Here is a 13889-nt window from a genome sequence, read left to right on the forward strand (position 1 = left end):
GGGAGAGAAAAAAATGAGTTCAAACAATTTGGCGACAAAGTTAAAGCAGCAGAATTCTGCGATTTGGGAAAGCCTCGGAATTCTTCCGATTTTACTTGTGATTGTCATTCTATTTTCACTTTTAAGCGGTAATTTCCTGCGGCCGACAAATCTCATGAACATTCTGAGGCAGGCTTCGATTAATATCGTGCTTGCAGCCGGTATGACCCTTGTTATCTTAACCGGCGGCATTGATTTATCAGTTGGATCTATCTTGGCAAGTACTGCCGTGGTCAGCCTCTTGGTATCTTTGAATCCCTCCTTGCAGGCCTTTACGGTCATCGCCCCATTACTTACAGGTTTGCTTTTTGGTGTGCTAAATGGGATTTTGATTGCTTATGTAAAGCTACCCTTCTTTATTGTTGTCCTGGGAAGTATGACAGCTCTTCGCGGGGCCTCGTATCTTTTGGCGAATGGTACCACATTGATTAACAATGATTTGAATTTCGCCTGGATCGGTAACGCCTATCTCGGCCCCTTCCCCTGGCTGGCCATTATAGCCCTCGCGGTCATTGCCATCATGTGGTTTATCCTAAGAAAAACCGTTCTCGGTGTACATATTTATGCCGTAGGAGGAAACCCAACTGCCGCTCGGCTAACCGGTATCAACGTAAGTTTTGTCCTTGTTTTTGTGTATGCCATGAGCGGCCTGCTTTCCGGACTTGGTGGGATCATGACCGCCAGCCGTCTTTACAGTGCATCCGGACTTTTAGGAAATGGCTACGAACTTGATGCCATTGCTTCGGTTATCCTGGGGGGAACCAGCATCTCCGGCGGCAGCGGAAGTGTTGTTGGAACGTTAGTGGGGGCCCTGATTATTGCGGTGCTGAATAACGGACTTACCCTTATGAATGTCTCCTATTTTTGGCAATTGGTTGTACGTGGCATCGTTATTATTGTTGCGGTATTAATAGAACGATTTCGCCATCGAAAAAAAGTCTGAAGTTCATATTCGACATGTATTTAGGCATCGATCTGGGGACCGGTTCGGTGAAGCTTATGCTTCTCGGGCCGGATGGGGCTGAGCATACCGTCTCTCGCTCTTATGAGGTCTCATCTCCCCATAGCGGCTGGGCACAGATTGACACGGATATCTGGCTTGCGGCCTTGTCTTCATGTATCCGGGAGCTTCCCGGGGTGGAAGGAGTGAAAGCCATAGGGCTCTCCGGCCAGATGCATGGCATTGTTCCGTGCTCGGGAATGAGCGGAACCGCACCTGTTGCTTTGGGGTCGGCCATTACCTGGGCGGATCAGCGGGCGGCGGAAACCTTGCCCTACTACAAGACCTTTTCCGAGCAAACCCTTTCGAAGCTGGGAAATCCCCCCTCTGCCGGAATGGCCGGACCGATTCTTTTATGGCTTAGGGACCAGATGCCCGGACTCTTTGCCAAGATTGATATTGCGTGTATGCCAAAGGATTTTATTAGGGCTACGCTGACGGGAGATCGTCTGACCGATTATTCCGATGCAAGTGGAACACTATTGTATGATTTCTCGATACAAGGCTGGCATGCAGAACTGGTTCGAGCGATTGGGCTTGATATGACCCAACTTCCTCAAATTCGGGCAGGCAATAGTATTGCAGGCTTTGTCAGCGATGATGCCGCTCGTCGATTTGGCCTTCCTCCCGGAATCCCTGTAGCGTTGGGGGCGGGTGATACCCCAGCCGCTTTCTTCGGAACAGATTTGCATGATCCCGGGACCGCACAAATTTCTATCGGAACGGCCGCCCAGATCGGTGTTCCGATGGCGGAGCGTGGCATTCATACGGTCATGAACCTCAATCTTTTTGAGGGAGTACGACCTGGCTCACGGTATCGGATCGCTGCAATGATGAACGGCGGTCTTGCGCTTGAATGGGTACGGCGTCAACTGGGCTTTTCCTGGCAGGATCTTTATCGTTCTCTGGAACGACGGGGACTTGGGACTCCGTCGGATCTTATCTTTATTCCCTATCTTTCCGGAGAACGAACGCCTCATATGAACCCTGATGCACGGGGGGCATGGATAGGACTTTCGCTCCATCATCAACGGGAGGATCTTGCCCTGGCGGCACTGCTGGGAGTGGCCTCAACTATCCGCCTCGGCCTTGATACCCTCCTCTCGGCGGGAAATTCTTCAATTAGCCAGCTGCGCCTCGTAGGCGGTAGCGCCAGGTTTCCCTTCTGGCGAAAAGTTCTTGCTGCAATGCTGGAACGAGACCTATTGGTTTCTCAGCAGACCGATAGTTCGGCACGGGGAGCCGCCCTTATGGCTGCGGAAGCTATCGGGGAACGGCTTTCGCCCTCCTTTGGCTTTGATTGCGAGCATGCCGAAAGCTACTCGTGGATGAAAGAGTATTTCCAAAAACAACAGGACCTCTATTATAAAATTTTCTAAATCCGGGCAATTCTGAGCTGATACCGCTATAATGGAAGTCATGGAGTGGATATTTCATGGCTGATAACACCGTTGTCATTTTGTGGTTTTCTATTGTGTTTCAATTAATGGCGGCTGCCTATGCGCTATTTCTCATTCGAGTGACCGGATTACGATATTCCTGGATTTGTATATCTCTCGCTTTGATTCTCATGAGCGTCCGACGAATCGTTTCGCTTTCGAGCGGGCTTTTAGGGGCCGCTACGATGGGGGAACCCCTATATGAAGCAATTGGGCTTTTGCTATCAATGCTCGTTTTTGTGGGAATTGTGGGGATTCGTTCTATCCTTGTCGAGTGGAGAAAGAATCAGACTAAGGTGGAGGCGCTCCTTCAGGAAAAAGAGATGATACTGAGAGAGGTGCACCATAGGATCAAAAATAATATGTCCACGATACTTAGCTTTCTTTCGCTTCAAGCCGAAACATTGGGTTCGTCACCGGCAAGAACCTCAATCGAGGAGGCGGAAAATCGTGTTCGAAGCATGATGATTTTGTACGATAAACTGTACAGGGGCGAGAATGTCGATGCTTGTCCTATTGATCAATATCTTCCCTTGCTAATCGATCAGATTCTTGCGACCTTTCCCAATAGTGATTCGGTCGAGGTTGAGAAGAGTATCGGAAATTTTGAGCTGGATGCAAAACGTCTTTCCTTGGTTGGAATTATCGTCAACGAACTTTTGACAAACAGCATGAAATACGCTTTTTCCGATGCGACACGTGGACATATTCGTGTGCATGCAGAGCTGGAATCCGGACAGGTCTTGATTCGCTTTGAAGACAACGGAACAGGAATCCCTGCTCATGTCGATTTTGAAGGTACCTCGGATTTAGGCCTTCGAATGATTAAAGCGCTTACCACTCAGCTTGACGGTACCGTTCAACTGGAACGGGAAGAGGGAACCTGCATTTCAATATCCTTCCCGTTTCAATAGATCTTCTCAAATGGAAAAACGTTTCAGGTTATCTTCGATCCTATCTACGGCCTCGACAGATTCTGAAAAGAGTTCCTGTAATGTGACCATCGAACCGGTAACCTCTTGAACACCCGCGCTAATCTCCCTGATTCCCAGAAGGATCTCACTGCTTACTCCCTGTAGGCCATCCATCGATTCTGCAATTTCACCTGCACCGTTATTGATTTCCGAAGAGGCTGACTTGATGGATTCTGTTATTTCCGTAAGCTCATTTATTGCGATATTGATTTCATCCGCCCCGGTATTGATTTCTCCCATGGTGGAGGAGACTTCCTGAAAGGAATTGGCTAGATTGGTAACTCCCAAACGGAGCCGGGCAAAGGAGGTCTTGTTTTCCTGCGCCGATTCCTGGGCCTCTTGTATGATCGCATTTACTTTGCCTAATGTTTCGGCAATTTGCTTGGAATTGGACGATGTTTCTTCTGCAAGTTTTCTGATCTCATCGGCCACAACGGAAAATCCCTTTCCCGCTTCTCCCGCATGAGCAGCCTCAATGGCAGCATTCATGGCTAGAAGATTGGTCTGCGTTGAAATATTATTGATGACACCGATTACTTCAAGCATTTGTGTTGAGAGGGCGGCAACATTATCAATGACCATGCCAGTTGATTCGATGTTGCTGTCGGTTTGTTCAATAACGGAGATCAGTTCGGGAATTTCCTGTTGCCGATTTTGTGATATTCGGGCAACATTTGCTATGGATGCTGCCATCTCCTCAACGGCGGCCGACGATTGGATGACGGCACCGGCCTGTTGCTCGACCTGGTTGGTCATATCTTGAATATTGGTTCTAATCTGTTCGACGGCGCTACTCGATTCTGAAACCAGTCCGGTTTGCCGTTCTATATGGTGTCCGATTGATTCGGTGTTGGCACGTATTTCCGTAACCGATGCCGATACTTCGTCGGTGGAGGTCCTGAGCGTGGTGTTTACCGCGGAACTTGCATCTGCGGATTCCTTAACGCTGACGATGAGAGATCTGACGGTTGCGAATCCCTCATTGAAATGACGTATCAGTTGACCGAACTCATCCTTTCGGTGGAACTCGGTTTCCAAAGTGAAGGAACCGATGGAAAGATTCTGGGCATACTGCATGACCTGTAGGAGCCCCACGTGAATGGTTCTAATCGATAGGAATGCGACTAACGCGCTTATCAATATGATGGCGGCCATTAATAGAAGAGTGAGACGATTAACAAAGCCATTATTGGCCTCGATTGCGACAACGGCTTGATTTAGACCCGCCGTATGGCTGTCCACCAGATCCCGCATGGTGCGGGAAAGACGTTCGGCCACCGGGTCAAATTCGCCCATCATCGGATTTCCTTTGGAGGGCCCCCCATTGATGTAGGCCTCCGCCATTGCTTTGCCTGTATCGTAAAACGCATCAAGGTCTTGTTTAAAGGTGCGGAGGGTATCGACTGCGGTGTTTTCTTCTTTTGATGCATAGACTTGGATAAACGTATCGACCCTCTCCTGTGCATCATTATAGTAGGATTCCGCTTCGTTAAAGCCGTCATCATAACCAGGAGCGGCCCTTGTTGCCGATATATCTGTAAGCCATTGTTGAATTTGTATTACGTCTTTCTCAATCGTCAGGAAGCTGAGTGTTTCAGGGAGAAGTTCATTTTTTAAATCATGGATTTTCTGACTGTTCATCTGATTACCGCGAAACGTAATGATTTCTATGCTGGCAAACATGAGAATAAGAAGTAAAAAACTTCCAAGCAATTTCCATTTTATCGACTGGATCGAACTATTCATGGCATCTCCTATTACAATTATCTTATTGGAAAGAGTGGCGATTTTCCATGAAAACTTTTATCTTATCATATAGTTAAGGAGTATTTTTTGAAATACCTAAGAAAGACCAGAATTGTGGCGACGATAGGTCCTGCCTGTGATGATCTTGCGATACAGAAGGAACTTCTCAAAGCGGGGGTAAATGTTGCCAGGTTCAATTTTTCTCATGGTAATCACGAGGAGCAAGCCAAACGGATAGCATCGATGAGGCGTGCTTCGGAGGAGACTTCTGTTCCCGTTGCCCTGATGATGGATACGAAGGGACCGGAAATCCGGACTGGGAATGTCAAGGGCGAAGCTGAGCTTGCCTTACACAGCGGCTTTGAAATCGTATTGACCTCCCGTCACGTTGAGGGGACCAGAGAAGAGCTGTCGGTGAGTTATCAGAATCTACCCTCCGAGGTCGAGGCTGGGGATCATATTTTTATTGCAGATGGGGTTATCGATTTGGAAGTCCTTGCGGTCTCAGGTCCTGATATTCGTTGTTTGATTCGTAACGGCGGAATGCTTGGCAGCAAGAAAAACGTGAATGTTCCTGGCGTAAAGGTTGGTTTGCCGGCTATCACGGAGAAAGACCGTGAGGACATTCGTTTTGCGGTCGAGCATCAGATGGACTACATTGCAGCCAGTTTTATCAGAAGGCCTGAAGATGTTGAAGAAATTCGTGAGATTCTCAAACAATACCATTCTTCTATCCGTATCATTGCAAAGATAGAGAACCAGGAAGGCCTTGATAATATTGACGACATCATTCGGATTTCCGACGGAGTGATGGTTGCAAGAGGGGATCTTGGGGTACAGCTTTCAACGGAACAAATTCCTCTGGCCCAGAAACGGATCATTGGAAAGTGCATGAGGCAAGGGAAGCCCGTTATTACCGCCACCCAGATGCTTGATTCTATGATTCACAATCCGAGCCCTACCAGGGCAGAATTAACCGATGTTGCAAACGCTATTTTTGACGGAACCGATGCTGTCATGCTTTCTGGCGAGACAGCAGGCGGTGCGTTTCCTGTACGGTCGGTTGAAACCATGGGACGCATTGCCGAGGCTGTCGAAACGAGTGAGGAGTATCGACGGCGGTGCACCCAATGGTTTGAAACCGTACAACGTCCGAAAGATATAGGTCATACCATTGCACGGGCCGCTTATGTTGTTGCATCCGATATTGATGCTTCCGCAATTGTCGCTCCGACGCTTCGGGGAAATACTCCTCGAATTCTGAGCAACTATCGACCGAACCAGCTCATTATTGCCGTCACCACCTCTGAGGAAAGCTATCGTCAGCTTCTTCTTCATTGGGGAATTTTTCCGATTTTATCTGCTCCGGTGAAAGATTCCGACATGATGATCCAGAATGCCTTGAGGCTTGCACGTGAGCATGGGTATGTGGCCCCTCCTGATCGTGTGGTTACCACGGCGGGGATTCCTCTTAACTCTCCTCAACCCCTCAATACGATCAAGATCCATTTTCTTGGGACGATCCTAAATAGAGGTCATGCCGGTATGGGGGATCGCTGTTCCGGGGCTCTTGTTAAGGCTGAAAATTTTGAACTTGCCCAGCATCGTCTTCGCTGGGATGGAACCGAGATTTTGTTGACCGGCTCCATAGGGAAAGAGCTTTTCCCTCGCCTTTCCTCTTTGCGAGGAATTGTTATAGAGGGGGAGCTTTCCCTATCTCCCGAGGAGGTTCGCAAGATCGCTTCTAAGATTGTAATCATAGCCGATGTCCCTAACGCCATGGACAATTTTGAGGATGGGCAGCTGGTGACTCTTGATGGCAAAGAGAAGATCATTTACGAAGGCTTTATGTGACGGCACAGTAAAAAATTGAGTCCTGTTTATCACCAATATTCGTAACAGTAGAATTTTCTTTCCCCTTTTCCTTGTTGACAGCCTCGGTGACAAGGATTATTATAAATTCATACTTATTTAGTATGTTTTATGCGTGGAGGGATACCATGATAAACACCGAAACGGTGTTGAAGGCGCTTGAAGACGTAGTTGATCCTGAACTGGGCTACTCTGTTGTGGAACTCGGCTTGATATATCGTGTCAAAGTCGAAGGAAAGCGAGTGGAGATCGATTTTACCCTTACATCTTTCGGTTGTCCTTTGGCCGATCTTCTTACCGCCGATATCGAAGCGGCTGTTCGGTCCTTACATCCTGCTGCAGAGCCCGTTACGACTCTGGTGTGGGACCCTCCGTGGGGACCTGAACGGATGAACGAAGAGGCCCGGTTGGACCTTGGTTATCCCGTATAGGCAAGAGGAGGAGAAGGTATGTCTGTTTTAACAATAAAGGGGCTTCGCGCCAGTATAGATGGAAAGCCCATTCTCAATGGGGTTGATCTGATCCTCAAAAGCGGTGAGGTTCATGCCCTCATGGGGCCCAACGGTTCGGGTAAGTCGACTCTGGCGAATGTCATCATGGGAAATCCCCGCTACGAGGTGACCGGAGGTACGATTGATCTGGATGGTACCGATATTCTGGCGCTCCCTGTACATGAACGAGCACGTTTAGGATTATTTCTTGCCTTTCAATATCCCGTGGAGATCCCTGGCCTCAGCATGGCTAAATTTCTGCGGCGTGCTGCAGAAACACGTCTTTCCCAAGGCCAAAACCTTCGTGTTTCCTCCTTTTTAAAGGGAGTTCGTGCTGACATGGATCGCCTCTCTTTTGATAAGGCTTTTTTGAACCGTTCCCTCAATGATGGATTTTCCGGTGGAGAAAAAAAACGAGCGGAGATCCTCCAGCTGCTTACGCTGAAGCCAAAACTGGCTATCTTCGACGAAACCGATTCTGGTTTGGATATCGATGCCATTAAAAGCGTTGCTGCAGGCATCGACCATATGCGGGGACCTGATTTTGGTGCCCTGATTATCACCCATTACCGACGTATCCTGGATTATCTGGCACCGGAGTTCGTTCATGTCCTGTTCCAGGGACGTGTGGTCCTCAGCGGAGGGAATGAGATTGTTCGCGAGCTCGAGGAACGGGGCTATGACTGGGTTAAGGAAGGTTACGGTGAGGCGGGCGGCACACCGCTTGTCCCGGAGACGAAAGCGTCTCAGGCTGCCCATGTCTGAAACGAACACCATGGAAGCGGTAGCGGGCATAGGTGATGATGCCTACAAATTAGGCTTTCATTATCCTGAGCACTCCATCATCAAGACAAAAAAAGGGCTTTCCGAGGAGGTGGTACGAGAGATTTCGGCTGCTAAAGGGGAGGCTGCCTGGATGCTCGAATTTCGACTTGCTGCTTTGGAAACTTTTCGCAAGATGCCCATGCCCGGCTGGGGTTCAGACCTCTCGGGAATAGATTTCGACGATTACTACTATTATGCCAAACCAGTGAATGAGCAAAGCGGCTCTTGGGAAGAGCTCCCCCAGGATATCCGTGACACCTACGAACGATTGGGAATCCCGGAGGCGGAGCGCCGATTTTTAGGCGGGGTGGGCGCCCAGTATGATTCCGAGATGGTGTATCACAAGATCCGGAAAGATTTTGAATCAAAGGGCATTCTTTTTATGGATACCGAAACAGGAGAGCGCGAACACGAAGAGCTTTTTCGTAAGTATTTTGCCTCCGTTGTCCCTTCGACTGACAATAAATTTGCGGCCCTCAACGCTGCCGTCTGGTCCGGCGGTTCCTTTGTCTATGTGCCCAAAGGGGTAAAGGTTGATATCCCCCTTCAGGCTTACTTCCGTATCAATACCAAAAGCCTGGCGCAGTTCGAACGTACTCTGATCGTGGTGGATGAGGGGGCCTTCGTTCACTATATCGAGGGCTGTACCGCACCTATATATGCAAAGGACTCCCTCCATACCGGGGTGGTTGAGATCGTCGCCCTCCCCGGGGCAAGGGTGCGATATTCGACCATACAAAACTGGTCGACCAATGTATACAACTTGGTTACCCAGCGTGCTAAGGCTCATGCGGGAGCCTCCGTCGAATGGGTAGATGGTAACATCGGTTCGAAAAGCACCATGAAGTACCCCTGCGTTGTCCTTGCGGGAGAAGGGGCCCACGGAGAGGTCCTTTCGATTGCCTTTGCCGGCCGGGGCCAGGAACAGGATGCCGGCGGCAAGATGATTCACCTGGCGAATAACACCTCCAGCGTCATCACTTCCAAGTCCATCAGTAAGGATGGCGGAATCTCCAGTTATCGTGGACTTGTAAAGGTTGCCCCGCATCTGCGTGGTGTGAAAAGTAAGGTTGAGTGTGATGCCCTCATCCTGGATGAAAAATCTACAAGCAATACCTATCCTACAATGGATATTCAGACTGACGATGTACGGATGGAGCATGAGGCAAAGGTGTCGAAAATATCAGAGGAAGAACTTTTCTACCTTCAGAGCCGGGGAATAGATGAGGAAGAGGCCGCTAAAATGATTGTAGCCGGCTTCATCGATCCTCTTGTTCGGGAGCTCCCCATGGAATATGCGGTAGAGCTTAATCGTCTCATCGATCTTGAGATGGAAGGAGCGGTAGGATAATGAACGAAAGGACGATGGAGGCTACCCGGCTTTCCTGGCTGAGCGAGCACAAAAACAAAGCGGATGCTGCCTGGAAGCAGCTTCCCTGGCCGGGAAGAAAGAACCCCCAGTGGAAGAATAGCCCGGTCTCGCTTTTTGAGGCGGAAACCTTTACTGCAGAACAGGATTGGGAAGAGCATGCCTGGGATACCGCTGATACCTCTTCTGGCCCGCAGGTCACAGCGTCCGGTGCTATTGATGATGACCGCTATGCTGCTGTCCTTCGTTTTGTGGACGGCAAACCCGACTTTGATAAGCAAACCATAGAAAGCCGGGGAATTGAACTCTCTTTTGGAGCGGCCCCCGAGTGGGGCGCCCGTTTTCTAGAAGCCGCTGATCTGTCGGACAAACTCCATGCCCGGCTCTTTGCCGAAGCGGCACCGGTAATGAGCCTTTCGATAGCACCTGGCGTGAATCTTGCAGGTCCAATCCTTTTGGATTGGGTGGATGGTCGGCCCGATTTCTATGCGGCTCCTCTTTTTTTTCTGAAGATAGGGGAGGCGGCACAGCTTCGCCTTACCCTGTGCTGGCGTACTCCCGACGGCCGAAAAACGCGTCTTTTTCTCTCTCCCGCTCTTTTTGTCGATCTTGAACGAAACGCCCGTCTGGACCTTTTTGAGCTTGAGCACCTCAGTCACAGGGCTCGATTCCTTGACTATCCGGTTGCCATTTTGGAAGAGAAAGCGGAACTCCGCTGGAGCCGTGGCATCTTTGGGGTTGGCGTGTCAAAGAGTACAATTCTTGCCCGCCTGGAGGGGCGGGCCTCCCGTTTCGATTTTGCCGCGGCTTATGCATCTCCAGACAAGAGCCATGTTGATATTTCAGTGACACAGCGTCATATTGCACCTTTTACCTGGTCCCGTTCTCGCCTGGATGCCGTGGCGGATGGAAGCGGCAAGGCTATTTCCCACGGTCTCATTGAGGTGAAGGAGTCCGGTATCGGTACCGATGCCTATCTTTCTACAAAGACTCTGAGCCTTTCTCCACATGCCAAGGCAGTAAGTTTGCCGGAACTTGCGATCGATACGAATGATCTGACTGCCAGTCATGGTTCCACTGTCGGCACCATCAGTCCTGAGGAGCTTTTCTACCTGGCCAGTCGTGGGATCGAGATAGGTGAGGCAAAGGCCCTTATCGCCGAAGGTGTTCTCGGCCTTATCCTTGAAAGAACGCCTTCCGAGCTGACCGATACCCTGGAATCTCTTATAGAAGATGCTCTAGAGACCGAATCGGAGGTTGCTCGTGGCTAATATGATACAAACCGGAGCCAGAGGTTTTTTGAAAGGTGCTGCCTTTGATGCTGCCGATGCCAAAGCTCAAGGTATCCGTGAAGATTTCCCCATTCTGACCGCTGGCCCGACTAAGCAGGGGGCCCCTCTGGTCTATCTCGACTCGGCTGCCACTTCACAAAAGCCCAGAGTCGTGATCGATGCGATTGTCGACTACTACGAAAACACAAACGCCAACGTCCACCGTTCCATCCATCGACTGGGAGAGGAAGCAACAGCGGCCTTGGAGTCGGGGAGGGCAGCGGTTGCCGATTATATCGGCGCTGCATCCAGCCGGGAGATCATCTTTACCCGAGGAACAACGGAATCCTTCAACCTTTTGGCCTCCAGCCTATGTCGCAGACTGGAAGCCGGGGATGAGATCATCTTAAGCGAAATGGAGCATCACGCGAACATTGTGCCCTGGCATATGGCCGCTCAAAACTATGGGGTTGTTCTCAAATTTCTTCCTTTGAACGAAGCCGGCGATCTTGAGCTATCCGATCTGGACCGCCTGTTGAGCCCGCGGACCAAGCTGGTCTCTCTTACACACATCTCTAACCTTCTGGGTACGATAAACCCCATAGGACAGATAGCTCCCATGGTGCATGCCCGGGGGGCGCTTTTGGCCGTTGATGCGGCCCAATCTCTTCCCCATATGCCCATTGATGTAAAAGCCCTTGGCGCGGATTTTCTGGCATTTTCCGGCCATAAGGCCTTTGCTCCCATGGGAATCGGCTGTCTTTATGGACGCCAAGAGCTTTTAGAAAGCCTTCCCCCGTGGCAGGGCGGGGGAGAGATGATCTCCGCGGTAGGCCTTCACGGTTTTTCCGTCAATGAACTGCCCTGGAAGTTCGAGGCCGGTACCCCACATGTGGAAGGGGTGGTAGGACTCGAAGCGGCTCTTGATTATATGCAAAGGCTGGATCCTGCATGGATCGATACATGGACCGCCTCTTTGGCCGCCTATACAATAGAAAGGCTTGAAGCGATACCGGGAGTGACGGTCCATGGTGCACCCCGCCTTCGAGCTGGGCTCTTTCCCTTTACCCTGGATGGGGTCCATGCTCACGATTTGGCTGCCTTTCTTGATCGCGGCGGTATCGCCGTACGTGCCGGAAAGCATTGCGCCCATCCCCTTTCCGACAAACTGGGGCTTCTCTCCAGCTGCCGCGTTAGTTTTCACGCCTATTCCACACGGGCCGATGCGGACGCGCTTATCAAACGTCTAACAGATGCGGCACGCCGAGGAGCGATAGTATGAGCACTATTGAAAGAGAGGTCGATCGCGAGATTATCTACGATCACTATACGCGGCCACGGCACTTTGGTGCCCTCGGTCCGGATGCTGTCATGCTGGAAAATCCTTCATGTGGTGATACCGTACGTCTCAGTATACGTGGTGGGATTTCGTCCGATGGCTCAGAGCCTCTGGAATTCCGGTTTGAGGGAAAAGGATGTTCCATCAGTCAGTCGTCCACCTCCATGATGGTCGAACTGCTTTCGGGTAAGAGCCGCGGAGAGGCCATTCGCATAGCGGAACGTGTGCTCTCGGTCTTTCGGGGAGAGCGTGATCCCCATGTTTTGGAAGATTTGGGGGATATCTCTGCGCTTGCCGGGATTGCCCGCCTTCCTGTTCGCGTAAAGTGTGCGGCCCTGGCCTGGCAGGGGGCTCTTAAGCTTTTGCGGCAGCAAGAGCGAGCGTATTCGGAAGTAGATCGATAGTTCCCTCTATTAGCGCCTGATACTTTCCCGGAGAATCAAGGCGCCGCCTACAAGCGAGCGAACCGTGGGGCTTCCGGGTGCCTCAATGCGGTTGTGAAGCTGTTTGACGGCTATGCTGGCGATATCCCGTTTCGATACCTCTATGGTGGAAAGAGGGGGATCGGCCTGGGCAGACTGAGGGAGATTGTCGAAACCCAGCAGCGATACATCTTCCGGAATTCTAAAACCGTGCTCTTTGAGCGCTTTTATCGTGCCAAGGGCCATGATATCGTTGGAACAAATATAGGCTTTATGCGTAAGTTTTTTATGTTCTTCCAGGTAAGCGTTCATATCGCGATACGCTCCGTGAAAGGTTGATTCGACGGAAATAATATCCGGATTCATGTCCGGATAATACGAAATGCTTTCTTTATATGCGTTTTCACGAATTCTAAAGTTTGAGATATCGGAATAACTGGCGACAAAACCGATTTCCGGAAACCCGAGCTCTTTTAGATAGATAAAAGCCTTATAGATAGAACTCTTGTTATCCATATCCACAAAATCAAAGGGTAGATATTCGTTGTAGGTATCGATGAAGACTATAGGAATGGTAGTGGTGGAAAAAAGCAGCATATCATCCCGGTTTAATTCCGTGGCAAGAACAATTGCCCCTGAAATTGATGGTTCCTGCAGTGCGCTGGCGATGATATCGGCTACAGAGGTATGGGCAAAGGAAACCACCTCAAGTTTGTAGTCAAGTTCCTGTGCCCCCGAAGTGAGGCCGTCGAGATAGTCGGCAATGAACACATCGTGATCGCGGTTGATGACCTGGCCATGTTTGGCAATCTTTAAGAATTTTATGGTCCGTTGCTGTGATGCCGGGCCATGGCTCTTATTGTAATCAAAATGGCGTATCGCTTTCAGTACACGGTCTCTGGTCTCCGGACTGATGTTTCCCTTGTTGTTGAGAACAAGCGAGACCGTGGCACTGGAAACCTCGGCATAATTTGCAATATCTTTCAGTGTTACTTTCACTCCGTATAAGTCCTTTTCCATTTTTTGCTATCTAAGTATATCCGCGGAGTTATATTTTAGCAATAAAATAGTAAAAATTTTACCACCTTTTACTTTGCAAATA

General features: G+C 50.0%; 12 protein-coding genes. 10 read left to right on the forward strand and 2 right to left on the reverse strand.

The window, feature by feature from the left end; translation table 11 throughout:
• Window positions 1-13: 13 nt before the first annotated feature.
• Genes SPIRS_RS00270 through SPIRS_RS00280 form a run of 3 tightly spaced genes read left to right on the forward strand, consistent with a single transcriptional unit; the run spans window position 14 to window position 3392 of the window.
• A complete protein-coding gene (locus SPIRS_RS00270) occupies window positions 14-982 on the forward strand; it encodes an ABC transporter permease subunit (protein ID WP_013252679.1) in 969 nt (322 codons plus the stop codon).
• 14 nt (window positions 983-996) lie between these two features.
• On the forward strand, window positions 997-2418 hold the full coding sequence (locus tag SPIRS_RS00275; RefSeq protein ID WP_013252680.1) for a xylulokinase: 1422 nt from the start codon (window positions 997-999) through the stop codon (window positions 2416-2418).
• Window positions 2419-2474: 56 nt separating this feature from the next.
• Window positions 2475-3392: a sensor histidine kinase gene (locus tag SPIRS_RS00280; protein ID WP_013252681.1), complete on the forward strand. Its 918-nt coding sequence runs from the start codon at window positions 2475-2477 to the stop codon at window positions 3390-3392.
• A gap of 6 nt (window positions 3393-3398) precedes the next feature.
• Here the strand turns inward: SPIRS_RS00280 and SPIRS_RS00285 are convergent, their stop codons facing one another.
• Window positions 3399-5198: a methyl-accepting chemotaxis protein gene (locus SPIRS_RS00285; RefSeq protein WP_013252682.1), complete on the reverse strand. Its 1800-nt coding sequence runs from the start codon at window positions 5196-5198 to the stop codon at window positions 3399-3401.
• Window positions 5199-5285: 87 nt separating this feature from the next.
• Here SPIRS_RS00285 and pyk point away from each other — a divergent pair, with 87 nt between their 5' ends.
• The 7 genes from pyk (at window position 5286) to sufU (ending at window position 12769) form a co-directional block, all read left to right on the forward strand.
• Window positions 5286-7052, forward strand: a complete 1767-nt coding sequence (pyk, locus tag SPIRS_RS00290) for a pyruvate kinase (protein WP_013252683.1) — start codon at window positions 5286-5288, stop codon at window positions 7050-7052.
• Window positions 7053-7198: 146 nt separating this feature from the next.
• Complete coding sequence (locus SPIRS_RS00295) at window positions 7199-7501, forward strand: metal-sulfur cluster assembly factor (RefSeq protein ID WP_013252684.1); 303 nt, start codon at window positions 7199-7201, stop codon at window positions 7499-7501.
• An 18-nt stretch (window positions 7502-7519) separates the two neighbouring features.
• Complete coding sequence (gene sufC, locus SPIRS_RS00300; RefSeq protein ID WP_013252685.1) at window positions 7520-8326, forward strand: Fe-S cluster assembly ATPase SufC; 807 nt, start codon at window positions 7520-7522, stop codon at window positions 8324-8326.
• Entirely contained in the window at window positions 8319-9737 is a 1419-nt protein-coding gene (sufB, locus tag SPIRS_RS00305) for a Fe-S cluster assembly protein SufB (RefSeq protein WP_013252686.1), read from the forward strand. The genes sufC and sufB overlap by 8 nt, the downstream gene beginning before the upstream one ends.
• Window positions 9737-11026 (forward strand): SufD family Fe-S cluster assembly protein, encoded by a 1290-nt coding sequence (locus tag SPIRS_RS00310; RefSeq protein ID WP_013252687.1) that lies wholly within the window; start codon window positions 9737-9739, stop codon window positions 11024-11026. The genes sufB and SPIRS_RS00310 overlap by 1 nt, the downstream gene beginning before the upstream one ends.
• Before the next feature lies 1 nt (window position 11027).
• Window positions 11028-12308: an aminotransferase class V-fold PLP-dependent enzyme gene (locus SPIRS_RS00315; protein ID WP_245537781.1), complete on the forward strand. Its 1281-nt coding sequence runs from the start codon at window positions 11028-11030 to the stop codon at window positions 12306-12308.
• A complete protein-coding gene (gene sufU, locus SPIRS_RS00320; protein ID WP_013252689.1) occupies window positions 12305-12769 on the forward strand; it encodes a Fe-S cluster assembly sulfur transfer protein SufU in 465 nt (154 codons plus the stop codon). The genes SPIRS_RS00315 and sufU overlap by 4 nt, the downstream gene beginning before the upstream one ends.
• Before the next feature lie 9 nt (window positions 12770-12778).
• On the opposite strand, the gene SPIRS_RS00325 is transcribed toward sufU, so the two are convergent.
• Window positions 12779-13786 (reverse strand): substrate-binding domain-containing protein, encoded by a 1008-nt coding sequence (locus SPIRS_RS00325; protein WP_013252690.1) that lies wholly within the window; start codon window positions 13784-13786, stop codon window positions 12779-12781.
• Window positions 13787-13889 lie beyond the last annotated feature (103 nt).

Source organism: Sediminispirochaeta smaragdinae DSM 11293, from assembly GCF_000143985.1.
Taxonomy (GTDB): Bacteria; Spirochaetota; Spirochaetia; order DSM-16054; family Sediminispirochaetaceae; genus Sediminispirochaeta; species Sediminispirochaeta smaragdinae.

What these genes read in the sequence shown, in the direction of transcription:
- SPIRS_RS00270 (WP_013252679.1), top strand. Translation starts at nt 14, where the DNA reads ATGAGTTCAAACAATTTGGCGACAAAGTTAAAGCAGCAGAATTCTGCG.
- SPIRS_RS00275 (WP_013252680.1), top strand. Translation starts at nt 997, where the DNA reads ATGTATTTAGGCATCGATCTGGGGACCGGTTCGGTGAAGCTTATGCTT.
- SPIRS_RS00280 (WP_013252681.1), top strand. Translation starts at nt 2,475, where the DNA reads ATGGCTGATAACACCGTTGTCATTTTGTGGTTTTCTATTGTGTTTCAA.
- SPIRS_RS00285 (WP_013252682.1), bottom strand. Translation starts at nt 5,198, where the DNA reads ATGAATAGTTCGATCCAGTCGATAAAATGGAAATTGCTTGGAAGTTTT.
- SPIRS_RS00295 (WP_013252684.1), top strand. Translation starts at nt 7,199, where the DNA reads ATGATAAACACCGAAACGGTGTTGAAGGCGCTTGAAGACGTAGTTGAT.
- sufC (WP_013252685.1), top strand. Translation starts at nt 7,520, where the DNA reads ATGTCTGTTTTAACAATAAAGGGGCTTCGCGCCAGTATAGATGGAAAG.
- sufB (WP_013252686.1), top strand. Translation starts at nt 8,319, where the DNA reads ATGTCTGAAACGAACACCATGGAAGCGGTAGCGGGCATAGGTGATGAT.
- SPIRS_RS00310 (WP_013252687.1), top strand. Translation starts at nt 9,737, where the DNA reads ATGAACGAAAGGACGATGGAGGCTACCCGGCTTTCCTGGCTGAGCGAG.
- SPIRS_RS00315 (WP_245537781.1), top strand. Translation starts at nt 11,028, where the DNA reads ATGATACAAACCGGAGCCAGAGGTTTTTTGAAAGGTGCTGCCTTTGAT.
- sufU (WP_013252689.1), top strand. Translation starts at nt 12,305, where the DNA reads ATGAGCACTATTGAAAGAGAGGTCGATCGCGAGATTATCTACGATCAC.